The 24050-nt window shown below is 43.9% G+C and carries 23 protein-coding genes, 6 tRNA genes, 1 pseudogene and 1 riboswitch; of the genes and pseudogenes, 8 read left to right on the plus strand and 22 right to left on the minus strand.

Annotated elements, in window-relative coordinates:
• Window positions 1-70: 70 nt before the first annotated feature.
• The 6 genes from BUB86_RS02560 to BUB86_RS02585 form a co-directional block, all read right to left on the minus strand.
• Complete coding sequence (locus tag BUB86_RS02560; protein ID WP_081373052.1) at window positions 71-1783, minus strand: ATP-binding protein; 1713 nt, start codon at window positions 1781-1783, stop codon at window positions 71-73.
• Window positions 1784-1890: 107 nt separating this feature from the next.
• Window positions 1891-3639: a LytTR family transcriptional regulator DNA-binding domain-containing protein gene (locus BUB86_RS02565; protein WP_073204881.1), complete on the minus strand. Its 1749-nt coding sequence runs from the start codon at window positions 3637-3639 to the stop codon at window positions 1891-1893.
• Window positions 3640-3752: 113 nt separating this feature from the next.
• Window positions 3753-4430, minus strand: a complete 678-nt coding sequence (locus BUB86_RS02570; protein ID WP_175549388.1) for an N-formylglutamate amidohydrolase — start codon at window positions 4428-4430, stop codon at window positions 3753-3755.
• A 76-nt stretch (window positions 4431-4506) separates the two neighbouring features.
• The gene (locus tag BUB86_RS02575) at window positions 4507-5124 is read right to left on the minus strand and encodes a metallophosphoesterase (protein ID WP_073204888.1); all 618 of its coding nucleotides are present in this window, start codon (window positions 5122-5124) and stop codon (window positions 4507-4509) included.
• 165 nt (window positions 5125-5289) lie between these two features.
• Entirely contained in the window at window positions 5290-6819 is a 1530-nt protein-coding gene (locus BUB86_RS02580; protein ID WP_073204891.1) for an alpha/beta hydrolase family protein, read from the minus strand.
• A 66-nt stretch (window positions 6820-6885) separates the two neighbouring features.
• Complete coding sequence (locus BUB86_RS02585; RefSeq protein WP_073204894.1) at window positions 6886-7827, minus strand: hypothetical protein; 942 nt, start codon at window positions 7825-7827, stop codon at window positions 6886-6888.
• A gap of 702 nt (window positions 7828-8529) precedes the next feature.
• Between BUB86_RS02585 and BUB86_RS17905 the strand changes: the two genes are divergently transcribed.
• Together BUB86_RS17905 and BUB86_RS02595 are read left to right on the plus strand one after the other, a co-directional pair.
• Complete coding sequence (locus BUB86_RS17905) at window positions 8530-8826, plus strand: macro domain-containing protein (protein ID WP_254795076.1); 297 nt, start codon at window positions 8530-8532, stop codon at window positions 8824-8826.
• Between the two features lie 97 nt (window positions 8827-8923).
• A complete protein-coding gene (locus tag BUB86_RS02595; protein WP_073204897.1) occupies window positions 8924-9490 on the plus strand; it encodes a hypothetical protein in 567 nt (188 codons plus the stop codon).
• A gap of 126 nt (window positions 9491-9616) precedes the next feature.
• On the opposite strand, the gene prfH is transcribed toward BUB86_RS02595, so the two are convergent.
• The 6 genes from prfH to BUB86_RS02625 form a co-directional block, all read right to left on the minus strand.
• Window positions 9617-10234 (minus strand): peptide chain release factor H, encoded by a 618-nt coding sequence (gene prfH / locus BUB86_RS02600; protein WP_073204899.1) that lies wholly within the window; start codon window positions 10232-10234, stop codon window positions 9617-9619.
• 1 nt (window position 10235) lies between these two features.
• A complete protein-coding gene (locus BUB86_RS02605; RefSeq protein ID WP_073204904.1) occupies window positions 10236-11633 on the minus strand; it encodes an RtcB family protein in 1398 nt (465 codons plus the stop codon).
• 240 nt (window positions 11634-11873) lie between these two features.
• Window positions 11874-12635: a metallophosphoesterase gene (locus BUB86_RS02610; RefSeq protein ID WP_073204908.1), complete on the minus strand. Its 762-nt coding sequence runs from the start codon at window positions 12633-12635 to the stop codon at window positions 11874-11876.
• A gap of 107 nt (window positions 12636-12742) precedes the next feature.
• Complete coding sequence (locus BUB86_RS02615) at window positions 12743-13309, minus strand: M48 family metallopeptidase (RefSeq protein WP_081373053.1); 567 nt, start codon at window positions 13307-13309, stop codon at window positions 12743-12745.
• A gap of 11 nt (window positions 13310-13320) precedes the next feature.
• Complete coding sequence (gene dinB / locus BUB86_RS02620; RefSeq protein ID WP_073204913.1) at window positions 13321-14409, minus strand: DNA polymerase IV; 1089 nt, start codon at window positions 14407-14409, stop codon at window positions 13321-13323.
• Window positions 14410-14412: 3 nt separating this feature from the next.
• Window positions 14413-14763 carry a hypothetical protein gene (locus BUB86_RS02625; RefSeq protein ID WP_073204916.1) on the minus strand — a complete coding sequence of 117 codons (351 nt, stop codon included), beginning with the start codon at window positions 14761-14763 and terminating at the stop codon, window positions 14413-14415.
• Window positions 14764-14944: 181 nt separating this feature from the next.
• On the opposite strand from BUB86_RS02625, the gene BUB86_RS18100 reads away from it, so the two are divergent.
• The 3 genes from BUB86_RS18100 to BUB86_RS02635 are packed head-to-tail and all read left to right on the plus strand — an operon-like array spanning window position 14945 to window position 17151.
• Window positions 14945-15073 (plus strand): hypothetical protein, encoded by a 129-nt coding sequence (locus BUB86_RS18100; RefSeq protein ID WP_262503369.1) that lies wholly within the window; start codon window positions 14945-14947, stop codon window positions 15071-15073.
• A gap of 9 nt (window positions 15074-15082) precedes the next feature.
• Window positions 15083-15889, plus strand: a complete 807-nt coding sequence (locus BUB86_RS02630; RefSeq protein ID WP_073204918.1) for a hypothetical protein — start codon at window positions 15083-15085, stop codon at window positions 15887-15889.
• 2 nt (window positions 15890-15891) lie between these two features.
• The gene (locus tag BUB86_RS02635; RefSeq protein ID WP_073204921.1) at window positions 15892-17151 is read left to right on the plus strand and encodes a tetratricopeptide repeat protein; all 1260 of its coding nucleotides are present in this window, start codon (window positions 15892-15894) and stop codon (window positions 17149-17151) included.
• Window positions 17152-17193: 42 nt separating this feature from the next.
• Here BUB86_RS02635 and BUB86_RS02640 read toward each other — a convergent pair whose 3' ends face one another.
• The 4 genes from BUB86_RS02640 to BUB86_RS02655 are packed head-to-tail and all read right to left on the minus strand — an operon-like array spanning window position 17194 to window position 19934.
• On the minus strand, window positions 17194-17832 hold the full coding sequence (locus BUB86_RS02640; RefSeq protein ID WP_073204924.1) for a GNAT family N-acetyltransferase: 639 nt from the start codon (window positions 17830-17832) through the stop codon (window positions 17194-17196).
• A 17-nt stretch (window positions 17833-17849) separates the two neighbouring features.
• Entirely contained in the window at window positions 17850-18614 is a 765-nt protein-coding gene (locus BUB86_RS02645; RefSeq protein ID WP_073204927.1) for a M15 family metallopeptidase, read from the minus strand.
• Window positions 18615-18664: 50 nt separating this feature from the next.
• The gene (locus tag BUB86_RS02650) at window positions 18665-19525 is read right to left on the minus strand and encodes a TIGR02172 family protein (protein ID WP_073204930.1); all 861 of its coding nucleotides are present in this window, start codon (window positions 19523-19525) and stop codon (window positions 18665-18667) included.
• Between the two features lie 34 nt (window positions 19526-19559).
• Entirely contained in the window at window positions 19560-19934 is a 375-nt protein-coding gene (locus BUB86_RS02655) for a hypothetical protein (RefSeq protein WP_073205439.1), read from the minus strand.
• An 860-nt stretch (window positions 19935-20794) separates the two neighbouring features.
• On the opposite strand from BUB86_RS02655, the gene BUB86_RS02660 reads away from it, so the two are divergent.
• On the plus strand, window positions 20795-21466 hold the full coding sequence (locus BUB86_RS02660) for a vWA domain-containing protein (RefSeq protein ID WP_254795077.1): 672 nt from the start codon (window positions 20795-20797) through the stop codon (window positions 21464-21466).
• A 693-nt stretch (window positions 21467-22159) separates the two neighbouring features.
• Window positions 22160-22483 (plus strand): annotated as a pseudogene (locus BUB86_RS02665) (hypothetical protein); the annotation flags it as partial.
• Window positions 22484-22620: 137 nt separating this feature from the next.
• Here the strand turns inward: BUB86_RS02665 and BUB86_RS17460 are convergent.
• The 6 genes from BUB86_RS17460 to BUB86_RS02685 all read right to left on the minus strand — a co-directional run bounded on the left by BUB86_RS17460 (window position 22621) and on the right by BUB86_RS02685 (window position 23091).
• Window positions 22621-22693 (minus strand) — tRNA-Pro (locus tag BUB86_RS17460).
• Between the two features lie 5 nt (window positions 22694-22698).
• Window positions 22699-22771 (minus strand) — tRNA-His (locus BUB86_RS17465).
• Between the two features lie 7 nt (window positions 22772-22778).
• Window positions 22779-22849 (minus strand) — tRNA-Gln (locus BUB86_RS02670).
• Between the two features lie 7 nt (window positions 22850-22856).
• A tRNA-Phe gene (locus BUB86_RS02675) sits at window positions 22857-22929 on the minus strand.
• Between the two features lie 8 nt (window positions 22930-22937).
• Window positions 22938-23009 (minus strand) — tRNA-Gln (locus tag BUB86_RS02680).
• A gap of 4 nt (window positions 23010-23013) precedes the next feature.
• Window positions 23014-23091 (minus strand) — tRNA-Arg (locus BUB86_RS02685).
• 116 nt (window positions 23092-23207) lie between these two features.
• Window positions 23208-23312, plus strand: a riboswitch (SAM-I-IV-variant riboswitch).
• Here BUB86_RS02685 and BUB86_RS02690 point away from each other — a divergent pair.
• The gene (locus tag BUB86_RS02690) at window positions 23311-24015 is read left to right on the plus strand and encodes an N-formylglutamate amidohydrolase (protein ID WP_073204936.1); all 705 of its coding nucleotides are present in this window, start codon (window positions 23311-23313) and stop codon (window positions 24013-24015) included. It overlaps the preceding riboswitch by 2 nt.
• Window positions 24016-24050: the final 35 nt, after the last annotated feature.

The following is a 24050-nucleotide window of genomic DNA, read 5'->3' on the forward strand; positions in this document are numbered from 1 at the left end:
GAAATAAAGTCGACATAAGGCCCCACATGATAGGTCTTGACGGCATAGGAGAATTTGACGTTCTTGATAATCATACGAAACCTATCTTGCGTTGTACCTTCTTGTCGAACTTCTCACCATCGCTGTAGGCAAACAGACGCTCCAAACGATTCTCTGTATCACCATGCAGTACATTGTCAATGGCATAGTGACGAGCGATATTCTCTATCTGCCCTCCGCTAAAATCATACTTTTCAGCAAGAGTCAGGCTATCTGAGTCTGACAAGGCTGGGATCATGCTTCTCCAGATATTGGCACGAGCACTGGCAGAAGGTCTATTAAACTTGACCTTGTAAAGGAACCTTCGTTCGAAAGCCTTGTCCATATTTTGCTCGAGATTTGTGGTAGCAATCATGATACCGTCGAGTGTCTCCATTTCCTGAAGAATGATGTTCTGGATAGAATTCTCCATCTTGTCCACAGCCCGTTCGGCCCCTTCCTTACGCTTGCTGATGATGGCATCAGCCTCGTTGAACAGCAGAATCGGAGCCAGTTTCGCATTTTTCGCTGTTTCACGATAGCGGTCGAAGATGGCCTTGATGTTCTTCTCGCTCTCTCCCACCCAGCAGCTCTTAATCTCTGAGATGTTCACCTGCATGATGTTTCGTCCAGTCATACGAGCCAGTTGCAGCGCAGTTTCCGTCTTTCCCGTGCCTGGTGCACCATAGAAGATGCAGGCAAAACCGCACCTCATCTTCTGTGCTTTCATCCGAGCCCTGATGCTCTTGAAGTTCTCTTCACTGAGAAGACCTCTCAGTTCGCCTATCTGGCTGACAGTCTCTCCCTCGTAGAAAAGTATTTTCTCCTCGATGCTCTTGCTCAGGATAAAGTCACGATGGCATTGTTTTGACAGTTTGATGTTGAAACCTTTCAGAATTGTCTTTCTGGTTCTGTCAGTCAGGCGGTAACATTCCTTGTCCTCAAAGCCATCATCGAAATTATATTCGATTAGCTTTCTCTTCATAAGAATGTGATTTCCTCTCTTTAATTCTCGAGATAATCTTTCACGTTCAAAATCGAGTTCGAGGAGGAATGTCAGATTATGCAAGGGTAATGCATCATCTTCATTAAGGACAAGATGCCGACAGAAATGAGTAAGTATCATTTCTTCTTCAAAATCCAAATCTAAGGATTTAATCTTCCTGACAAAGTCCAGCTCTGCATTGTCAGAGAACAACAGCTTGATCTCCTCATAAAGAAGATCATACGAAAGATCATCTTCATAGTTGAGATGGGTAAAGCTGTAGAATCTCTGGAAAAACGCAGTTGCATCTTCGCACTTATATGATTCCCGATCATATTTCACATCTTCGGTAATAGCTTTCATAACATTACCTGGTACATAATACGATGTATCGTCGTGTCGGCATCTCCTTCTCAAGAAATGGGTTTTCACTAATCCTTCTACATCATCCTTATATTTCATCAGATGAATACAACGGCAGTCCAGAAATCTGGAGATATCACAAATGCTGGCTCTGCGATCAGAAGAGTCAAATTCAACAAAGATAGAAAGGAATATGGCTTGAATGGGATTGATGCTTTGCTTTTCTGCAATAAGTTTCGCGTATGGTTCTACATGCTGCAAGAACTTCTCATTAAATTTTGAGTCCACAGCCATATCCACAATCTTCTCAATGGCACCTAACATGCTCATGCCATCTAAGGTTTGATTCATTACAGCCGTTTGCAGCCTCTTCTGCTTGAGATCGGCGTGCTTCTTCTTGTTTGATTTCTTACTCATATTTACATCATTAATTATTTATGATGCAAATTTAAGCAAGTTTTCGGATGGTTACAAGAAAAAAACAAGGGCGAGGAATGAAACCCCGCCCTTGTAGTATGAAATAATCATGCTAGGTTAAATTTCTTACCGTATAAGGTCCTTTTCCCATCTTTGTCCTGATACAGCCCGTTGATTACTTGCATGATAATAGGGATTAACTGCGTATCACCCCATCTGGCCAGTGAGAGTGGAGGCATCAGTTCTGCACCATTGCAATAATAGAATTGCGGGTCATTTCCACTTGGACATTCTTCCAATAGCCAGCATCTATCGCTAATGTCTTTGTGGGTGAGCTCTTCTTCCTTCTTCCTGTATTCATCGATTAGTCTTAGGAACGAAGCCTTTTCATCTTCGGCTATAAATTCATTTTCCATATAGGCTTCCAACCCCTCTGACATTTTCCAACTCGGTTCAATCAAGAACTTGTAACGTCCTTCAATTTGTTGTCCCCAGAAGCAGGCTTCTTTGTAGGCGACAACCACGTCAGGATTATATTTTTCCAGCACTGTATTTAAGCGCTCCTTAGCTTTATCTATTTCAAGAGGCAGGCTAAGTCTCTTGATTACCCATCCGTCGAATGTTGAAATGAGATCTAACTTAATTAAGTCATCATCATCTGCGAAATAGTCATCGAGAATGAGCATACGCTTCGGATTGCCCTCTTGCTTTGTAAGGCAACCTTTCGAAATAACAGGTCGAATAGACAGACCAATATAAGCGTCTTCTTTGATGACACCGCTGATTAGCTCCAGTTCTTCTCCCTCATATTCGTGTATCATCAATTTCATAGGCTTATTATCCGGCCCGTTCGTTGAAGACCAGTAGTTACAGTACTCTTTATACTTCTGTAGTCGTTCGCCTTGCATATAGCCATTGGCAGGCAGGAAAATATGCTTGCCTTTAGGGCCTGTCACAAGACAGCCATGTGTCCCGTCTTCTGTGATGCACCAATTAAGAACGCACTGGCTCAGCAACTCTTCGAAATCTGCCTGAGTAGGTATTCTCCATCCACCTCTACGGAAGTGATGTGCTGCGTCGTAGTTTAAAGATAGAACACCAGTATTGGGGTCAACAATACTGCTATGATTATCCTTGTGAATATAATCCCTTTCAGAGTATATTTCACTCTCGTAGAGATCACCCCATGCGTGGTAGGCTCTCTTATTAAGGTCGTAAGCAGCCCAAAGGGTGCCACTGGTGAGACCAAGATCCACGTATTCATAGCCTGCCTCCATGTGATGCTCGCCATTGAGTTCTTCCACGGGAACAGTCAACACTTGCCTGGACGCGTACTTTTCGATTACCTTGAAACGTTTTTCGTCTTTCAGTAATTTAGTTAAATTCCTCATCGGATCTTCTCCGATTTTCACCTCATAATATTTCATAGGAACCTCCACGGGAGCGTTTTCCTGCTTCTTGTCAGATTCTGATTTTTTTTGCAGGTTTTTTATGGCGTTGAGATGCTTCAGGACTTCCTGAGGAAGTTCCTTTTTAGGTTTGTTCGATTCAGACTGTGACATCGTAAACGGATCTCGCTTCAGTATAACCATATTTCTATCATGGTCTATTCTGTCGAAGTAGTCCAGGTTGATGATATGCTTTCTGCTTATCTTTCTCAGATGGTGGTTATAACCTATACCGGCTTTTTCTATTTTATTCCACAACTCCGTAAGCGTTATTCTAGACTCAGGAGTAGAATTCCTTAAATAGAAAGAACTGATTTTTACATTCACTTCAATGAATATAATATCATCCAGTGGAATGAAATGCTTATCCCCGTCTATCAACTCGACGTCTATTCCTACTTTTCTCATATAGAATTGGTTTTTATTCGTTGCAAAGATACAAAAATATTTTCAAAACCAGCTTTAGTTTTCTGGTTTTTTAGTATAAAACCTTGTTTTCAAGGCATGAAATCCGTATTTGTTTATAATTCCTCCCAATAATTCAGCATTAAGTTATAGAGCGTTCCTAAGCATTTACGCAGTTGAACGGCACCTCTTGTTATCTCAAGCGTTTGTTCGTTCAGATAGACACGCTTGTTTACCTCTATCTTCAGAGAGTTATAAGTAAAGCCTGTTTCAGGAGCAATTGCATTAGTGTATGGTGCATTGCAGGTTACCTGATAGCCATTATTTCCGAAAACGGTCTTCACCAGTTCGATGACAAAGTCAGAAGGTCTGCTCCAATCCTCATTATAACCGATGCAGATGTCTACAGCACTTATATCGGAAGGGAATGAGTGACAGTCAATCAATAGTGAATGCTCGTCTAGCATCATCCTCAACGATCGCATATATTGGGCATGATAACGGAACATCTCTATTTCCTCTTTGCCCTCAAATGTCCGATGAAGACCGTTGAATTTCTTATAGACGACACCTTGGCCTTTTGCTTCAAGAGGGTCATTGACAAGACGCTCTACATCGACGGCAAAGCGTGAATAGTCAGATGTCATAATCTGAATTCCCTCTCTCTTATCTGGTATGAATAGTAGGTCGGTATACCAATCTGTCCATCGTCTTACTTCAGACTGCAAACCTTCTATGTCATCCCATCTGGAAATGCCAAGTCCACCCACACTGGCATGTGGAATGTTAAGCACAATATTGTTATACCATCTCTCTTTCGCCGGATTTCCGAGTCTGTCTCGTAAATCCGGCTTGCTCTGTGTTCTTCTTTTACAGGGTCCGCACATAGTCTTGTTCCTTTCTGTTTTTTATTTGTTGTTGTATAATCTCACTCACTTTCTCAAAGGATACTGGGTGATAGTTATTATTGTCTACACCCACATCATATTGAGTAGGGAAGAGGTAATCGAGCCTGGAACTGTCCAAACCTGTACGATAAGGACTGGTGTGGACATGACCGAAGAGTTGCCATGTGTTTCTATATGCTCCGCCATAGCACAGGAATGGATAGTGGTTCAAATATATCCTTTGTTTACCAATGGATATGAGCATCTGCATGCTGACACATTGGAATCTGTGCATAAAGGCTTGATTCACATTGTTCATGTCGTGATTCCCAAGTAACAGGATTATTTCTCCATTCAATTTGTTGAGCAGGGATGTCCATTCTGCAGCTCCTCCTACGGAGAAATCACCCAAATGGAACACAAGATCATCAGGACTTACCACGCTATTCCAATTATCAATGAGTGTACAATTCATCTCTTCAACGTCAACAAATGGACGCTGGCAGTATCTGATGATATTCTTATGCCCGAAATGTGTATCGGCCGTAAACCAGACTTTCTCGTCTCTATAGAGTCTTAGTATACCTCTTTTTATCTTCATCTTGTCTTGATTATGCTTAACTTGTCTACTTGCTTCCTTTTGTGCAACAAAATTAAATATTATCCTTTATATAGAAAAACAAAAAAATGAGGCGTGGAATGAAACCACGCCTCTGAGGTATGAAATAGAAATATGCAGTTTTGAGACTGCTGTATATATTAAAACCTATCCCATATGTTCATCTAAAAATTTAAAAATCTTCAAGTAACGAGTAATAGTATTCTCACTTTTTGTGATGCAATGCCCTTCATTGTCAAATGCAAGAAGTTCACAGCCGAAACATTTCTGAGCTTCTTCTGCTTGTTCAATTGGTACCCTTTTATCTTCTTTTCCGTGAATTATCAGAATTGGTTTGCATTTTTCTTTATTCTTCTTAAGCAGGTTATGAGGAGACTGCTCTATTATCATTTTGTCTGCAATTTGTTCTCCATTCGGATTCAATAAACCATCAAACATCTCACTTTTTATTGTTAAATTTCTTATCGAGTCACTTTTGGAGCCTTTTTCAAAACAATAATTTCTTAATGATTCTAGATTAAAGGGGCCAGACTCGGAAACGAAGCAACAAAACATTTCAGGATACTGTACATTCATGCTATACGAACAAAATCCTCCGAAACTATGCCCCATCAATGCAATTTTACCCTTAATCTTAAATTTCTCAAGGGCGGCATTTAAAGCATATAGATAATCTATAATGCATTGTCCCCCCCAATCTCCTCTCACTTTATTATCAAACTCATGATTTATTCCAGGCATTCCTCGAACAATTGGCATGATAACTGTATATCCAAGGTGTTGTAGTAAAGGTAAATTATATGTACCCACTTCTACTTCGGGTTCCCAAGCATGATGGGGTCCGCCTTGGCATAAAAGTAGTATTCGTCCGTTGGTTGTTTCAGGATTTGGATGTGCAAACCAGTAATAAGAGATGATGTTATCTGATGTGATATATTCACAACGTTCTACTCCCCCAGGATTTAGAAAACTCAAATCTTTGTTCTCAGAAAAATAGAAACTCTTTGTAATATAGTGATATCCTGTTTCACTAAATCTTGTTAACTTCAGATTCCCAACATGAGTTATTCTATTATGTTTTGATGGATTATTAGGATTAAAAGATATCGCACAAACTTTTGAGTATCCTTTATAATTATATTCAACCAAAATCGTATTGTCGTTAATCCATAAGAAATTGCTGCAAGAAAGATTCTTTGTCATAGTTAGAGTATAAACTTTTTCTTTCTTTTTTTCATAACTGAATGTGGAAATCATAATTGTCCCATCCGATCCAATCTTGCCGTAATCTTTCATGCATAAAAAAGCAAGCAATTTCCTATTTGGCGAAAAAGCAGGCATAATATCAAATCCATGGTTTGGGTAGTTTGTTAAATCATGGATTGTCTTAGTGTAATCATCATGTTTGGGATCATAGACACAAATACACGAAGTCTCGTCATCTTGAATTCCAGCGCATCTGCTCGATGCGTATGCATATACTTTATCACTGGAATTGTATGCTATTCGAAAAGGAGTCTCCCATGACAGTGGCTTACTTTTGTTAGGAATTACACCAGTCGTCCTCCCAGCAAAAAAAAGTTGTCCTTCCTTTTGATAGTTACATTGATTAATGTATGGCTCCCCACTTTTGTCAATACTTTTAGGATATAACTTATTCAATATATCTTTATACATAGTTGTTTATTTTAGAATTTTATAGTGAAGACATTAAATGAAGTTGAGAGCCTTACAAGTACCAATTTATAAATAGCTTAGTTTGATGTCCATTTGTTTGAAGGCAAAGTAATTCTCTTTTTTGCTTTTCTCCTTATCCAATCTGTATACACCAAGGAAGCGAAGAATCTCCTCACCAGTTATATTAGAGGAAGCGGGGTCTGTGGCATTTACCAAACTGAATATAGCGATGTCAGTCTGTTCGGAATAATCATCGAGATTAACTCCGTCGACTGACTTGTTTGTCTCGATACAATAAGTTCCTGACTCAGTTCTTTCTTCTTTTATGCAAGGCAGAGATTCATAGCAGATTACATGAAAAGGTAACAGGCTGAGTTCCAGTTTTGAAAACATCGACGCATAAGTGAAATCGCTTTCCCAATTTCTCTCTCCACGGAACATTTGTGTTAAGACATAGCTGGAAAATCTATGTCCCTGGATTTCGCCATAACCCTTTGCAATATCACCTCGCTGAATATCCTTCCAACGGAAGGCCTTATGAAGTGCTTTACATTCTTCGTTCACCGCCTTAAGGTTCTGGAACTTATATAGTCCGTGACCAAATTTGTCTAATATTTGATAAATATAATTTGCAGTAGAGTCATAACTATGTGGACCGATGAAGTCTTCATCAGTCTCATGGAAGAGATCGATATATAGGCCAATATCGTCTAAAAGCAATAGACTGATTTGCCCGTCATTGCTTGTGATGCTTTGTATGTCACAATTATAATACGAAAGCGTGTTAATGACCTCCGAAGCTTCTGTTCGAAGTCCTTCCGGTATTTGTTCTAGAAGGGCCTTCAGATACTTATACCCCACCTGTTTGACATCTGAATTATCCCATCTGTCAAGAATTATATCCTGTTCTGAAACGTGACCTGCCCCGGAGTAATTTCTTTTCTCTTCCATCGCCCCGTTAATGAGGTCATCAATCGTTAGATTCCTTACTTCATTTTCTTCGTCCATATTAATATCTATTATTTCCAATTCCTACTCCCTTTCAAGCGTTTCGGTATCCTCTTCATGATGCAAAGGTAATAGTAAAGCTATCAATTCTTTCAATTTTATCATCGAATGGTACGAAATGCCACTCTTACAGTATAAAATGATTTGCTTCATCACCTCCATAATTATTTTGCAAATATATGAAATTGAAAGCAAATATCCAATTACGTATTTATTCATATACATTTAATTTAATTTTTATTAAGACTGAGAACGTATTTCATACCCATAAATGACAATTCATACATAATTGGGATTAAGTGTGCCCAGAACAGGATAAAAACATTACCTTTGCAGTTGTAATTCAAAACTATAAAGATATTGTAGGTGAAATACTATCTGTGAGTGGTGACACTTTCATAAGTCGTAACGGTTCCTGGATCTATACTTGGACAAAAGAAGGAAGAAAGATCAGTACAAGAGCATCTTCTCATTGAGATTGCAGTGACATAGTATTATTACTATCATGGATCAAGCTAAATGCAGCAATCTCATGGAGATTATTGACATGATAGATAATTTTAAAGGCTATGATAAAATATATAGAAAACGGAGATATTTTCTTCATAGAAGGAGTTCATAGTTTCGCGCATGGTTGCAACTGTGCTGGATCTATGGGACGCGGCATCGCAGTACAGTTTAGGAAGAAGTTCCCGGAGATGTTTGAGAAATATAGATAAATGTGCAAAAGGCAAATTTCTTCCTGGCGATGTCTATGATTATGACTATGGAATGGGGCATGTATATAATTTGGCGACCCAGTTGCATTATTGTGTTCCATGGCAACTTGCTAAGTTGGAACACATAGAGACATCCATGAGAAAAATGATGTTACTAGCCGAAATAGATAAAGTCCAAAGAATTGCTTTACCAAAGATTGGCGCTGGACACGGAGGCTTGAGATGGCAAGATGTCAAATCCATAATTGAAAAAAGTGGCTGCAAATCATCAAAATGTTGACTTATATATTGTTGAGAACTTTGTCGAACATAAAGAACTCAGACGATAATAACAAATACCACAATTTGAAAAACAGATATTTAAATATCAACGGATTATGGACACAACGAGTATATCTGAGACGAGTAGCATCATCAGCTTTGCGGCCGACTACGAGATTGCGTGTATCACTGCGAGCTATGGGGATCTCGGTGGGAAAGAGAACAAGGAAAGGAATCGTGAATTGTCTGCATCTCTTCTCTATCGTGGTTACGGAATTACCCGCATCAAAAACAACTGCATTGAGGACTTCGGTAGAATTATTTCTTTGGAATTGAAAGAGAATACATATTTCGTGGTCAATCTTAAACACGCCACAGATTTCTATCAGACACTGTTTAAAATCTCTGAACACTACAATCAGGATTCTTTCCTATACATGCCGGAAGAAGGTAGCACAGCATATGTTATTGGGACAAGCTATACTGGATGGCCCGGTTATGGGGTTAAACTACCTGTCGGCAAACTGCAAATCTGTGTTGATAAGAAGTACCTATTGAAGAAGCAGAGTACAAAGGATCTTGTCGATGTGCTGAATTTGGACACATTCAAAAGTCATACGCTATATGGGAAACTGGCAATAGCCGTTATCTGCAAGCCACTTGATGACGCACTTAGAAAGTAAGTCCCTCACTGTGGGGACTTTGAAGGATATATATATTGGAGAGCGACAAAGCTTCATGTTATTGATCTGTCGAGTGGGAGGTTAACTCCGTTGCTCGATAAACAGAATGAAGTGTCGCTCTCTTTATTATAAATCTCCTTTGAACTTTTTGACGGGATTACCACGTTCAAGAGTATTGTGGTTCATCCAGACATCATGTGTCTGCTGCAGTTGCTTTTCTTCTTCAATGGCAGAGAGCTTCATGATAAGACGCTCGCGAGCAAGTTTCTTGTTCTGCGTTTGAGAACGCTCATCTGATGCCAGCACAGTGGTGCCAGAAGGTACATGGATGGCTCTGACTGCAGTTTCCACTTTGTTGACATTCTGTCCTCCTGGGCCTGAAGAGCGCAAGGTTTCGTATGAGATATCACGTTCATTTACTTTATCTGATTGGAGAGGCTTGAAGAAATGAACACCAACAAACCAGTTCTTGCGACGGTGCCAGGGACGGAAGGGGTTCTTCTGTGCCACCCAAAGCACAGAGCCTTCCCATTCGCCTTTTAACGAAGATATGTTTTCACCCTCTATAGCCAATGTCGCAGAAAACATGCAGCCATCATTGGGACCATCTTCATGCTCTACGATTTCTAGTGCATAGTTCAGACACTTTGCCTGCTCTACAATCTTGTTCATGATAAGTACCACTACTCGGCAGCACTCCACAGGGCCTCGCCCTGATGTGATTTGAATATATTCCTTTTCCATATTATTCTTCACTCATTCTTACAATACGTGGGATAATCTTCCCTTCAATGTTAATTAAATCATGTTGTGAATCCATCACCTGATGGATGTCCTTATAAGCCTGTGGCGCTTCCTCGGTTGTTCCACCAAGTAGCATCACGTTGTGCTCTGCAAGATACTTCTTCAGTGCATGACGGCTGATGCTGTTTCTTGCATCAAGACGCGACATGGTTCTGCCGGCTCCATGCGAAGCGGAGAAGAGAGAGCCAGCGCAACCTTTACCTGAGACGATAAATCCAGGTGTGGCCATACTGCCTGGGATAATACCCAACTCACCCTGATGGGCTGGTGTCGCACCCTTTCGATGGATGATGGTTGATCTACCGTCAGGAAGATGATTGCGCCATGCAAAGTTGTGATGATTGCTCAAATTTGCCAACACCTTTAGTCTTAAGGCTTTTGCCACATTGTAGTGGATGCATTCATGATTGGCAGTTGAATATTCACCAGCTATCTGCATACACCTCCAATATTCTTCGCCAGCCTCACTATTCAGGCTGAGCCATGCGAATGGACCTGCCTGACGTGGAAGACGGCATGTCTCCTTGGCAACTCCTGTATAATAATCGGCGATAGCAGCACCAAGGCCACGGCTGCCAGAATGGCTTAGGATACCAACATAACTGTCCATTGGAAGCCCGAAAACATTATTGCGTGGAAGTCCTATCTCGCAGATATCTACGAAATGATTCCCCTTGCCGCTGGTTCCCAGCTGGCGAACGGCTTTCTCCCGTAGATTCTTCAAAATAGGAATCTCACGAAATTCGCTCTTGTCTAAGAGTGGATGATACTGCTTGAAGGGAAGGATGCCATCAAGTCCAAAAGCCGTGTTGTTTTGCAATGCCTCAATAGCCCTGTCGTGATGCTTTTCTATAAAGTCAACACCAGCATCGAGAATCGTCAGACTCATACGACAGGCGATGTCTTTTCCTACAGCATAAGGAATCACCACATCATCCGTAGTTGCCAGAACGCCACCAATAGGAAGGCCATAACCAGCACAACCATCAGGCATCAAGGCCCCGGATAATGTAATAGGCAGTCTCATCGCCATCTCTATTTGTGAGATGGATAGCTGGTCAATATGGTCTTTGCCATAGATAGTGTATGGTAAAGGTGAGTCACGCAGTTCATAAGTGGTTGTCTCTACTTTCGTTGGGGAGAGAACTTCTGCAAGTTTCCCCCATATTGTGTCTTTTTTATATCTCTCAGGAGACTGTGAAATGTCTTGTAACAGGTGGATGATTTCCTCCTGAGTATGATGTTTGCAATGCTTGGCTACCAACTCTATCGCGAGACTTCTGGCGACATTGTTAGTATACCCTAATTTGCTTAATTCTTTTGGTTTAATATTGCCCATAAATGAATATAATTACTACGCAGGCCTACACGCGTACCTGCAGGATTAATACTCCGCAACCAGAAGGTTGCAGTCACCTAAACTCTGTGGGGATTTATACTTACTTTATACTCATTCGTGTGACCCTTTCTCTGATGATTAAAGGGTTCAACAATATTTTCGGCTGCAAAGTTAATCATTTTTATTTGAATTACATCAATTATTCTATACTTTTTTGAAAGGGTTAGTATAAGGTATGAATTATATAGTGATTATTTTATCTGGAACAAAATTCTTGTGTTCGTTGGCAAATACGTAGCCAAGTTGATTGCAGACACATGGAGTAGAACCGATGACTTTATCAATATTCCTATGAGAATGGCCATATATCCAGTAATCTATTCCACTATCCTTAATGAAGTCATCGTGTTCTACGGTAAATGCTCCATTCAGCTCACTTCCTTCAAACTCTGGAGCGCATAATTGGAACGAGGGAACGTGATGAGTGATAACAACCTTATGCTTCGCTGTACTTTCTTCTACCGCATTCTTGATAAATTGAAAGCATCTATCATGCTCCAGATTGAAATCAAAATATGTGAGTACTCTGTCACCATACATAATACGATGGAAATCGGTCACACATTGTTGAGTGTACGGTGCATGCTCTTTTCGTATGATAGCCCATAAAGTTGACAGAATAAAATCAACATCATCTATTCTTACCACCTTATTATAATAAAAATGTATATTCTCCCGGATTTCGCTTTCATCTCCATCATTCATTGTTGACAAGTCGTAATACTTGTAAAACTCATGGTTACCAGGAACGACAAGCACTTGCTGGTAATTATCAGATGCCCAGTCCCAGAAAGGATGATTCTGGTAATTTTGATCTCCTAAATAGCCAATATCACCAGCAAGAATAAGAATTTCACCAGATACCTTTAAAGGCTGTTCTCGCAAAAAACGCCAATTATCGGCAAATTCCAAATGAAGATCTGAAGCATATTGTACTCTCATGTCTTTTTTTGATGCAAAGATAGTAAGAAAAAAAAGAAATAGAAATCAATTTGAGGAAAAGGTATGAAACAATGCCATTATGGTATAAATTCGGGATGTTACTCCTTTTACTTATCTTCATCATCATTCATTCGACAGATTCGATGTGTTTCTTTGCGGGCCTCGCGCCAGCGGGGAAAATACTTGTCCATGAGGGCATGGAAACGGGCATTGTGGCTTGGCTCCAAGAGGTGGCATAGTTCATGAACTACGACGTGTTCGACACACCATTTCGGCAACAGTAGGACGTAGGCCGAAATGCAGATGCTTCGGTCTTTCACGTTGCACTGGCCCCAGCGCGAGATAGTGGGCTTATAATAAACGATGCTTGGTTTAACTCCCATCTCCTTGGCATGCTTTTCCATCATCGGATCCACCAGTGCCTTCAACCGTTTCAATGCTTCGTCTGCTTGGGCGCGAGTGGTCAGTGGCAGCTTGTTGAAGAACTCTGCCCGTTGCTTCTGACGCTCGTAGGTCTTCTTTCTCGCCTCGTTGATCCAGTCTTTATGCTCCTCGATGAATGTGATCACTTTCTCGCGAGGCATTCCGATAGGTGCCGACACATGCACGTCGCCATTCTTCACGATGCGCATCGACAACCGACTTGTCCGTCTGTACGTTACTTGAATCGCCATCTCTTCTTTTGTTATACGTCTGGCCACGGCTCAAATTCCAATTCCAGCTCAATCCATTGATTATCTTCTTGTGGTGTGACACTCTTTTGATTGGAAACGCCCAACCCTAACAGACGGATGGGGTGGGAGTGGAACTCCACTTGCTGCATAAGCTGTTTGGCCAATGGAAGGATCTCGTCTTTGGTGCGGAGAATGTGATCTACAGTGATGCTGCGGGTTATTTGCTGAAAGTCCAGGAACTTCACCTTCAGTGTTAGGGTGCGGCCTTCGAAGTCGTTCTTCTCGATGCGCCTGACGAGCTCAAGTACCGTATGATACAGGTGGATGGTGACGGCGGCATTTTCGCTGATGTCCGACTCAAAGGTCTGTTCACAGCTGACACTCTTCCGCTCCCATTCAGAAATCACAGGCCGGTTATCGATGCCTCGTGAGAAATCATAGAACACCTGTCCCATCTTGCCGAACTCCTGCGTCAGTCGGCTCAGCGACATGTTTCTTAGGTCAAGACCCGTGAAGATACCCATGCGGTGCATCTTTTCGGCAGTCTTTTGGCCAACACCCCAAATCTTCTCTATCTTCAGTTGTGCGATGAAGTCTAATGCCCTGTCAGGATGAATCACCGTCAGCCCGTCGGGTTTACGCCAGTCGGAGGCAATCTTCGCCAGGAACTTGCAGTAGCTCACGCCTGCCGATGCCGTCAGTCCTGTCGTCTCACGGATGCGCTGCTTGATTTCACGGGCTATGTCAACGCCCAGTTCGATACCTTTCTTATTCTCTGTGACATCGAGGAAAGCTTCATCAAGCGAGATAGGCTCAATCAAATCGGTATAGTCATGGAAGATGCCGTGCAACTGAGCCGACACCTCCTTATACCGTTGGAAGTGCGGCTCTACGATAATCAGTTGCGGACAAAGACGTTTGGCCACCTGAATGGACTGTGCCGAATGCACTCCGAACCGTCGGGCCTCGTAGCTGGCTGTTGCCACCACACCACGTTCGGCATCGTGTCCAACCGCTATCGGCTTGCCCTTCAGTTCCGGATTGTCTCGCTGCTCCACAGCGGCAAAGAACTGGTCCATATCAATATGGATGACCTTCATCTACTAAATCCCCATAGCTTTGACGAGTCTGTCTAATTCTGGGTTCTCTTCAGGCGACGTGATATTGAGTGCTCCATCGTCTGGAGCCTCGAAGCTCACGCTTGGAGCGGCACCGGCATTATTGGCTTCTTCTAGGAAATCTTTGATTTCGGTTTCATTCTTTCCGTTCATGATCAGTGCTGCCATAATACATGACATCACATCGGTTCTGAGACCTTTTTCCTTCATATCCTGAAGTTGCTCCTTGCTGATCGTGAATGACACATTATAGTATTCGACGGCCATATTACCACCAATCTCATTGGCCAAATCTGCCAATTGTACCTCGTATGGATCTTGTTTCTTATTATTCATACCATCTTATATTTTTAAACGAGGGCAAAGGTACGAAAAATGCCTCAATTACGATGCACCCGCCATCAAGAGAAAGATAGTTTTTATGCTAAATTAGTTAAATCACGCATTTTTCCGCTAAATAATCACTATCTTTGCAGTCCGATTAGATAGTAATAGTCAATAGTAAGATACAAGATATATGAAACAAGAATATGCCAGGGTATCTGTAGAAATGCCCGAAAACGATACAAAGAAGACTCTCCATCATGAGCTGACATACGAGGTTGAGAACCCCGATATCAAGGACGAATACACTGTGAAATTCTGATGACCACTCATGACGGAAGACGAAAGCAAGAAGGTACGGGTAGAACTTGACCACGAGCAGAAGGTGATTCGCCTTGGCTGCTTTTTCTATGACCTCAAAGGAGTGCTGATAGCAGAAGCCACCGAAGAGGACAAGAAGAAATACTACTGCGACAGGTTTATGACCTATCCCATCGTTGATGATGACTGGGCTGTCCGTGAAGACGATTGCCTGAAAGATGGCATTGCTGCACTGACTATCGGCAAGAAAGGTGATACTATACCCCTGATTAAGCTCAGCGAGGTTCTCGACCTTAACGTAGATGAACGTAGCGGTGACTATTCTGACATTCTCATCGATGTTGAACGTCATGGCATCACCGTTTCCAATCGTCAGGAAGATAACCCGCAGGAAGAACTCCCTGAGACAATTACGCTTGAAATAGACAGAATGAAGAATCCGGATACCTTTCGCGTATATTCTGAGTGGAAAGGGTATTACATTCCTCACAGGTACTGCCATGTCGGAAAAGACGGCAAGTTGTATGATGGTACAGAGGTGAAGGAGAACGAGACAAAAGGCCCGTATTCAAGCATGGTCTATCAGCTTGCAAATGATGTCAAAGGTCTCTCTTGGTTCTTCAACAATCAACGTCTGAAGGTTCGTTGCCTGGCTGCCAGGTCCTATGATGAGTCTGAGACTGAAGCTGACAGGTGCATACCCGATGACTGGCATCAGGCTGTCAAGACGCTGGAGGATGATGTTAACAGCGAGATACAGCGTATGCGGGATGAATATCCTGATGACTATTACCGTTCTAAACGCCCCATCGTATAAGTATGCCCGAGATTAAGAAAGAAACAATGGAGAACTACCTTCAGCTGGCACGTGACGCTGTTAAGCAGAAGGACTATGATACTGCCACCGACCATCTGATCTCTGTCCTACAGTTCGACAGCAGCAACAGTGAGGCTTTCGGCATCATGGGCGACATGGCGTTCTATAAGAAAGACCTCAATACCGCCGAAGGCTACTATCTCCGACGACTCGAACTTACCCCTGAGAGCTACGAGGCCCACAAGGATATGGGACGCTTGTATCTGGAGCGTTGCGAATACGATAGTGCTATTGAGGAGTTCAAAACAGCCCTGCAATGCGATAAAGATCATGGTGACCCCTATCTGTATATCGCCTCCATCTATTACAATCTCGGACGATACGATGAAGCCTACGAATGGCTATACCGTCAGGTATTTGAACTCAAAGCCGAGCAGCCCCAGTCCGATAGGGATTTGTACAATCAGGCGTATTATGGCGTTTCCTATGCCATCAGCCAGAACAAGTCCATCGATGAACTCGATGACCTCATTGGTCAGATGGAATCTAAGTACAATGTCACCATTTCAACGCAGCTCGTCGTTAATCCCGATGCACCACTGATGCCCTTCCGCAAGACAGGCGAACGGAGTTATGAAATCGACTACGACCTCGACTCTGGCGACAAGTTCTATGAAGTCCTGAGTTCATTACTACTGCTGGACAACCATCTTGGAGGAGAGCACTTCGACTTCCATCATTTCCTGATGCCTACGGAAGAGGGGAGAGAACAGTTTGAAGCCATGACAAGAAACACCATGGATGCTGACTCTACGCTGTCTATGGCCGATTTGCTCAACTATCTGGTGGTGGACATCCGAACAAGTCTGATTCGTATTTATACCGATGAAGTCATGCACATCACCCCGGAGTTTAAGAAATACCGCCCTGTGCAATGGCTCGGAATGGGTAATGCCATCGCTCAATCCTATGGCTATATCACGAAACTGGAGCGTATTCATGCCCCCCGGCTTGTCATCTACACCCACAAAGTGCTGTTGTACCTGAAGTCGGTACAGCTCTTTGAATATTTCAAGGCCTGCGACAAGAGAATAGATTTCACATCCCAACTCGTTGAGCACAAGATGGGATGCGCCATCTATAATGAGCATATCAATATGAAGAATCAGGCAAAGCGCCGTGACTGGATGGCATTCTACAAGTCGTTTGTCAATCAGATCTGCCCCGTCCTCCGCTATTACGTGAAGCTTGAGGAGATATAGAATTGAGATTGCCTTCGACATGGCGCGAAGGCAATCTCAATTCTAGTTAGCCAGCAGCATCTTTTTCACGCTCCAACTTCGCATCGTCTTCCCGTTATAAGTAAACTCCCGCTCATCGAACACCTCATAACCGCATCTTTTATAAAAAGCGATGTTTTTATCTGAGTTCGTGAAGAGCACAAGTTCCCTGCCACCTTGTGTCCGGATGTAATCCTCAATGTAGGCAATGAACTGCTTTCCGATGCCGATGCCATGTGCTGACGGATCAACCGTGATTGAACTGAGATACCAGATTTCTGTTCCCGTAGCCTGATATTCGTGGCAAGGCTTGCCTGCTGCTGCATCCATTGCCAGCCAGTCATCCAGCCGCTGTCTGTTGACTCCACGATATACCAAAGGCCAGCCATGTATCAGATACTGAAAGTCTGACGGCTTTTTGTAATCCGGCGCATTGATTTGAGCCACAGCCACCAGTTCACCATTCATCTTAACCACCAGATAGTGCGTCCTTTTGAAGTTTGTCAGATACTCCCGATGGACAACGCCTCCGAGTACCTTTCTCCGCTCTTCCAAGTCGGGGAAGTAGTTCGTAAAGTACTCATAGTCCTCGAAAGCCCTGCCCACCAGTCGGACAGCAGCCCTCAGTTCATTTCGTTTCAGTATGTTGAAATCAACAGTCATTGTTTTAACTGTTCATATTATTCCTCTATCAACTCAAAATGCTGGAAGTCCTTGCACGATGTCCAGTCACCGCCCCACTCGAAGCCGGCATCAGTGAAGAGACGGAAGCAGAGGTCGTCGTGGGTGATCTTATAGGGGAAGTCCCATGAGCGGTCGCAGTAGGCCTCGGCAGTGGCGGGCTGAATGAAGCGGGTGCCATCGGTACGATCCTTGTAATAGGGGTTATAGAGTGTGTTGATATCAACGGCCAGGCCACGGGCATGCTTCGAGAGCTTGGTTGTACCAGCGATGGCACGATAACAGAAGCACGACGAGTTGTTGTCACGCATCTGTGTTTCGTCGTCGGCATCATACACGTCGGGTAGGAGCATCCGCTGGATGGGATACTTCGCATCGAACAGTTGGCGCAGGATGGCGGCCACACGATCGGCAATCTGCACGTTGACTATCATTTCGCCCACATGCATCTGATTGTCGTAGTCCCAGTGTAGGGCGCGTATATGTCGCAGGTCGTCACGCCCAATGTAGGGGTTCTCTTTGTAGGTCTTGCCCTGCATGCGTGCCCACACACCATCAGGGATGGGTTCGGCAGCAAAACATTTATCTATTCCACCGAAAGCTTTCACTGCTTCGGCAGTCACCGTCCGTCCTGCCTGCCAGTTGTCCAAAGCCGAAGTATCAGGTTTGACGGCATTATCACTATTGCTACATGACGGCATTATCACAAGACCGCAAGTGACTACAAAGATGGCGGCCAGCATCCAAAGTTTTTTCTGTTTCATTTCACATTGAGTATTTCATCGAACATAAGTTCATTGTCGAGCCATAGTTATTACGAATAATATTGTTTCATCAGTTTATGTACATAGAAGCCGAAGAAAATCTTCTCGATAAAGTTTGACTTCTGGAAGACGTTGCGGAGAATGACGTCGAGGGCGGCGAAGCGTCCGGCCTGGGCATCGAAGGCAGCGTGGTCGTCTTGTCCGGTGTATTCCTTGGCAAAGGCATCCCAGAAGCGGTGAAACTGTTCCTGGGTCATGTGGAATATATCCTGCACACGCTTCATGGGAGCATAGATGTGGCAGATAAGGAAAAGGTGGCCGATGTCGAACATAGGGTCGCCATACCCAAAGCGATCCAGATCAATCCAATAGTAATCCGCTCCAGCCTGGATGAGGTTGCCTGTCTGGAAATCACCATGCACGCAGTGAGTATTCTCAGGGATGGTTTCAATAAAGGCTCGCATCTTCTCTCTGTTCCTCCTACTTACAAAAGTGGCCCTCTCAACGGCCAGTAGTGCCTGTGCCTTCCTGCTGGGGAAGAATTCGGTGTCGCAAGGCTTAGCGAATAGTTCCTTCCCTTTGTGGCACAAGAGCCGGGCCATCTCTTCGGTGCGCTCGGGTTCGTCGTGGCAGATGCGTGAGAGGGATTTCTTGCCCTTGATGCGCTGCGAGATGGTGCCGTATGCATCTCCTACCTGTACGATGCGATACATCGCGGGTACAGGAATTCCGAGACTGGCAACAGCCTTGGAAACATCGTATTCGTGCTTCACGACTTCCCATGTGCTCAAGCGGGCGTTATTCACCTTGAGGATTTCGTCCGAATCAGCGGATGTAACATAAGTCTTCCCGTTGCCGCCCTCGCCAGTTTGAACATACTCGGTCAAGTCTATGTGTTTGTATGTATCCATTTTTTAGTTCTCTTATTATTCTTTATAATCTACATCACCAACCTGGTGGCAGCACGATGTTCTCTACGTAGTGAGCCTTCTCGAACAGCGGAGAGATTTCATCATCCGTGAATCCGGCAATGCCGCAGCCGATGCGGGTGACGAGGAAGGTGAGGGTAGGGTGCTCCTTGGCGAACTGAATGAACTCGTCCACATACGGGCGGATGGTCTCTATGCCGCCCTGCATCGTCGGAATGCCGTAGCTCTGTCCTTGCAGACCCACGCCCTGACCCATGATAGCCCCAAACTTGCGGTAGGCGATATACGCCGCACCACCGCCGTGCATACCTTTCAGATTGCTTCCGAACACAAAAATTTCGTTTGGCTCCAGCTCCGTGATAAACTCTGGTGTAGTCCTTTTCTGTTCCATAACTTCCTCGCTGATAAAGTCCATATCCTCGCATGCCATTGGCGTAGCCATATCTGCCATCGAACCCGACATAGGTGGTATCGACATCTTGGCCCCGCCCATTGTAGCTTCTCTGTGCAGAATTGCCATATCGTCCATAATCTCAGGCGTTTCCAAATCCATATCAAAGTTCTTCTTGAAGTACGGAACTATGATTTGCTCCTTCAGTTTCTTGTACTTCTGCGAGATGGCCGATGGGGTCATCCCCATCTGTGCCGCTATCTCCTTTGACTTGAAGCCCTGCAACAGCAGCATGTCGATAATCAGCCGTTCCTGACGGTCCAGGGGAGCATGGTCGCACACATCCTCCACCATCTTGTTGAACTGCAACCGCAGGTCGCTGGTCACGTCGAACGACATCAGGTAGTCCTCGAATGTGATGCTGCCGTACTCCTTGCGGTACCATTTCAGTGCATCGAGCACCACATAGCGGAACCCGTTGATGAGCCACGTCTTCAGACTCACATTCGGCGAATGATCCTCCAGCGGCTTCCAGTCGTGCTCCATCAGGTACAGCGCATACTGGTGAGCCAGCGACATAAAGTCCAGGTTCTCCTTCTCACGCAACTGATACCGCTGGTCGAAGATGTTATAGCCCACCTGACAGTACCCGTAGAAATACTCACGGATAATGTAGGCATCGCCCTCGCGGAAACCGCTCAGAATCTCTTCGTCTGACAGTCGCTGATAGTACATAACTCGATAATTTTTGGCGAAATTACGAAAAAAATCTCATTCTTACTTAATTTTTTCCGAAAAACATCTTCAAAGAGATAAAAGACGTCTTAAAATGAAGTTTCACCAATTAAAAAGTTACAATTATGAAAAAGAATGATCCCATGCCCAAGCAGCAGAACAAGAAAGAAACAAAGCGTGTCCACAACCTGATTATTGTCGATGAGAGCGGTTCCATGGAAGTTATCCGCAAGCAAGCCTTTGTAGGCATGAACGAAACCCTGCAGACTGTCCGCAAGATGCAGGAGAAGTTCCAAGACCAGGAACAGTTCGTCACCCTGCTCACCTTCGACAGTGGCCACACCACCTGGCACTACGACAACTTGCCCGCTGCCCAGACCAAGGACTTGGACTGGAAAGCCTACTGTCCCGGTGGCGGCACGCCGCTCTACGATGCTATCGGCAAGGGAATCTCCAAGACCAATGCCCAGATAGAGGACGGCGACCATGTGCTGGTGACCATCATCACCGACGGCGAGGAGAACAGCAGCGAGGAATGGACGCTGAAGATGATTCGCACGATGATTGAGAAGCTGAAGAAGCAGAACTGGACCTTTACGCTCATCGGCACCGACAACCTCGACGTTGAGACCATGGCCCATTCCTTCGCCATCGACGAGCATCTGGAGTTCCATCAGGATATGGCTGGCACCAAGGCCATGTTCGCTCGCGAACGCCGCAGTCGCGAACGCTACAACTGCTGTGTCGCCGAGGCGACGCCAATGCCCACAGGCTCGTTCTTCGAAGAGGAGAATTAGAAATACAACGTTACTAAAAATGAGATTGCCCTCGCGCTATGTCGAAGGCAATCTCATTTTCGTTCTGGTACTGAATTTAGTTGTACCAAATAGATGGCATCGGTTTCTGTGCACTTGATTCGACTTGCTTGTTGTCGATCTTGTTTTTGTCGTCCCTGACTTCCTTTTCTGTTAACATAAGCAGCTCCTCCTCTGATGTTAAGTTACCGCAAACATAAGGATTATTTCGGCTCGTTATACTTCCCGTATTTCTTTTTTATGACACATTAACCTAATGCAGTATTTATATTCATACTACATTCATCTTTGCTTCTATAGTCAACTCTTCCATTTTCCCGGTAGGAAATGTTAATTTCAAAACTTTTTTGCAGCTACGCAAAAAGATTTCGTTCTTATTTCGTATCTTTGCAGCCGATTTTTAGAATCCTATACGGTATGAACGCGATAGCAAACATAACAACACAAGCTTTTGTTCGGGGCCAGCGACGCTTCGAACCGACATTTTATGTGCAGCATCCATTCGGTACACCATGCACAGACGGTATAGGATTACCACGTCATCAAGAACATAGTTTTGTCTTCCGGGCATCATAGTCTGCCGTCAGAGAGAATTGAAATAGAGTGATAGTTGGGACATCCTTACCGAGGGAGATTCCAACTATTTTTGTTTTATCACCTAATGAAGAAAAAACTATGCCTGCAAATAAGAATGCCTTGATAAGGTACAAGACTATAGACAACTGTTTGAGAAACAGATACAGAAGATGGACGCTCGACGACCTCGTGGACGCTTGCTGCGAGGCACTGTACGACATGGAGGGTATCACCAAGGGTGTATGCACCAGGACTGTACAGATGGATATACAGATCATGAGGTCTGACAAGTTGGGCTACAATGCGCCTATAGAGGTGTACGACAGGATCTACTACAGATATGCAGACCCCAGCTATTCCATCACGGAGATGCCTTTGTCAGCTGATGACTGTAAACTGATAAAGGAGGCCATCACTCTTCTTGCAAACAAGGAGAACACTGACAATGCCAGGACTCGGAAAGTTCTGAAGAAAGTTGAGAACAGGCTTACTGCCATTCTGAACTTCGTATAAAAGAGACTCCTTCTAAGGTCATTATGCCAAAGAAGGAGCCTTTTTTGTCTGGATAGCGAGATTCGAACTCACTCCGCATGGTCCCAAACCACGAATGCTACCATTAAACACCACATCCAGAAGAGGGAGTTTGACAGGATTCGAACCTGCGTAGACAAGTGCCACAAACTTGCGCCTAAGCCTCTCGGCCACAAACTCCATATAGTCGCCCCAGAAGGAGTCGAACCTTCACCAACAGAGCCAAAACCTGTTGTGCTACCGTTATACCATAGGGCATTATCTGTGGAACCTCGTGGAGTCGAACCACGTTCTGAGGATTTTCAGTCCTCCGCATACACCAAGTCTGCCAAAGTTCCCTTTGTCGTTGCCCCAGATGGATTCGAACCACCACCTTCAGATCCAGAATCTGACGTGCTAACCGTTACACCATAGAGCAATGTTGGTGACTCGTGAGAGATTCGAACTCCCGACCCCGACGTTCGTAGCGTCGTACTCTAATCCAACTGAGCTAACGAGCCTTGTTTCATCATTCTGGGTGCAAAGGTACAATTGGCAGATGAAGCCTTTTTTCGTAGCAAGAAAAAAGTATGATTTATTTTGTTTATTTCGGTTTTTATTGTTACTTTTGCACCCGGATAAGCATCAAGAGTGCTTCAATGCACACCAACCGAGCTTACGTTATGCCACGGTGGTAAGAAGATGCGAGTTAAGTGAGTATTAACTAAAATGATAACGACATGCAATACAAGAGAATTGTACTTAATGAGCCGCATGCCTCTATTGAAGGCCTGTACGACAACCAACTGAGTTTCTGGAACATTGATGAGCGCTTCATCAATGACATTGTCCTTAAGTGGACTGATTGGCACACTGATTTCCTGTTTCATGGATATCGGAGTGAGAAAATAAGAACCGTGCGATTCCCATACTCACGATTCATTGTTGATGCAGAAAGGCTTTGGGATGACCCCTTGGAGCAGCATGGACAGGGTATTGTCTACAAGCAGTTCGATGGTTACACACGTACTGTGCCTGAAGAGAACGAAGCGCAATTGCTTGGCTTATGGCATTGGCATCAGCAACGACTTCGGGAAAATCTCTGCGAAGGTGCTCTTCTTCTTGACTGTCACTCTTTTCCCAGTGAAATGAGCGACGTGGATATCTGCATAGGCTTCAATGAAGATTGGTCAACCCCCCATAAGGATACTCTTGAATTAGCCGTCAACCTCTTTGAGGACAATGGCTATAAGGTGGGAATCAATGAACCATATAGCAATTCCGAAACTCCTGATTGCCCTTTTTCCTACCAATCTATGATGCTGGAGGTGAACAAAAGAGCCTATATGGAAGATAGTTCTTTGCACTTAAGGCAAAATACAAAATTTAAGTGCAATGTTCGGGCTGTTTTTCAAACTCTTTTATCAGAGTTGAACATGGGATAGAATAGGTTAAACTAAAAGAAGCGGCTGGCCTCTCG

This window comes from Xylanibacter ruminicola, assembly GCF_900142525.1.
GTDB lineage: Bacteria > Bacteroidota > Bacteroidia > Bacteroidales > Bacteroidaceae > Prevotella > Prevotella ruminicola_A.

Excerpts from the sequence above, each read along its gene's own strand:
- BUB86_RS02660 (WP_254795077.1), top strand. The coding sequence starts at position 20,795 with ATGAAAAAGAATGATCCCATGCCCAAGCAGCAGAACAAGAAAGAAACA.
- BUB86_RS02575 (WP_073204888.1), bottom strand. The coding sequence starts at position 5,124 with ATGAAGATAAAAAGAGGTATACTAAGACTCTATAGAGACGAGAAAGTC.
- BUB86_RS02650 (WP_073204930.1), bottom strand. The coding sequence starts at position 19,525 with ATGGATACATACAAACACATAGACTTGACCGAGTATGTTCAAACTGGC.
- BUB86_RS02585 (WP_073204894.1), bottom strand. The coding sequence starts at position 7,827 with ATGGACGAAGAAAATGAAGTAAGGAATCTAACGATTGATGACCTCATT.
- BUB86_RS02580 (WP_073204891.1), bottom strand. The coding sequence starts at position 6,819 with ATGTATAAAGATATATTGAATAAGTTATATCCTAAAAGTATTGACAAA.
- BUB86_RS02645 (WP_073204927.1), bottom strand. The coding sequence starts at position 18,614 with ATGAAACAGAAAAAACTTTGGATGCTGGCCGCCATCTTTGTAGTCACT.
- BUB86_RS18100 (WP_262503369.1), top strand. The coding sequence starts at position 14,945 with ATGAAACAAGAATATGCCAGGGTATCTGTAGAAATGCCCGAAAACGAT.
- prfH (WP_073204899.1), bottom strand. The coding sequence starts at position 10,234 with ATGGAAAAGGAATATATTCAAATCACATCAGGGCGAGGCCCTGTGGAG.
- BUB86_RS02605 (WP_073204904.1), bottom strand. The coding sequence starts at position 11,633 with ATGGGCAATATTAAACCAAAAGAATTAAGCAAATTAGGGTATACTAAC.
- BUB86_RS02565 (WP_073204881.1), bottom strand. The coding sequence starts at position 3,639 with ATGAGAAAAGTAGGAATAGACGTCGAGTTGATAGACGGGGATAAGCAT.
- BUB86_RS02560 (WP_081373052.1), bottom strand. The coding sequence starts at position 1,783 with ATGAGTAAGAAATCAAACAAGAAGAAGCACGCCGATCTCAAGCAGAAG.
- BUB86_RS02615 (WP_081373053.1), bottom strand. The coding sequence starts at position 13,309 with ATGGCGATTCAAGTAACGTACAGACGGACAAGTCGGTTGTCGATGCGC.
- BUB86_RS02635 (WP_073204921.1), top strand. The coding sequence starts at position 15,892 with ATGCCCGAGATTAAGAAAGAAACAATGGAGAACTACCTTCAGCTGGCA.
- BUB86_RS02630 (WP_073204918.1), top strand. The coding sequence starts at position 15,083 with ATGACGGAAGACGAAAGCAAGAAGGTACGGGTAGAACTTGACCACGAG.
- BUB86_RS02655 (WP_073205439.1), bottom strand. The coding sequence starts at position 19,934 with ATGGAACAGAAAAGGACTACACCAGAGTTTATCACGGAGCTGGAGCCA.
- BUB86_RS02610 (WP_073204908.1), bottom strand. The coding sequence starts at position 12,635 with ATGAGAGTACAATATGCTTCAGATCTTCATTTGGAATTTGCCGATAAT.
- dinB (WP_073204913.1), bottom strand. The coding sequence starts at position 14,409 with ATGAAGGTCATCCATATTGATATGGACCAGTTCTTTGCCGCTGTGGAG.
- BUB86_RS02625 (WP_073204916.1), bottom strand. The coding sequence starts at position 14,763 with ATGAATAATAAGAAACAAGATCCATACGAGGTACAATTGGCAGATTTG.
- BUB86_RS02690 (WP_073204936.1), top strand. The coding sequence starts at position 23,311 with ATGCAATACAAGAGAATTGTACTTAATGAGCCGCATGCCTCTATTGAA.
- BUB86_RS02640 (WP_073204924.1), bottom strand. The coding sequence starts at position 17,832 with ATGACTGTTGATTTCAACATACTGAAACGAAATGAACTGAGGGCTGCT.
- BUB86_RS02595 (WP_073204897.1), top strand. The coding sequence starts at position 8,924 with ATGGACACAACGAGTATATCTGAGACGAGTAGCATCATCAGCTTTGCG.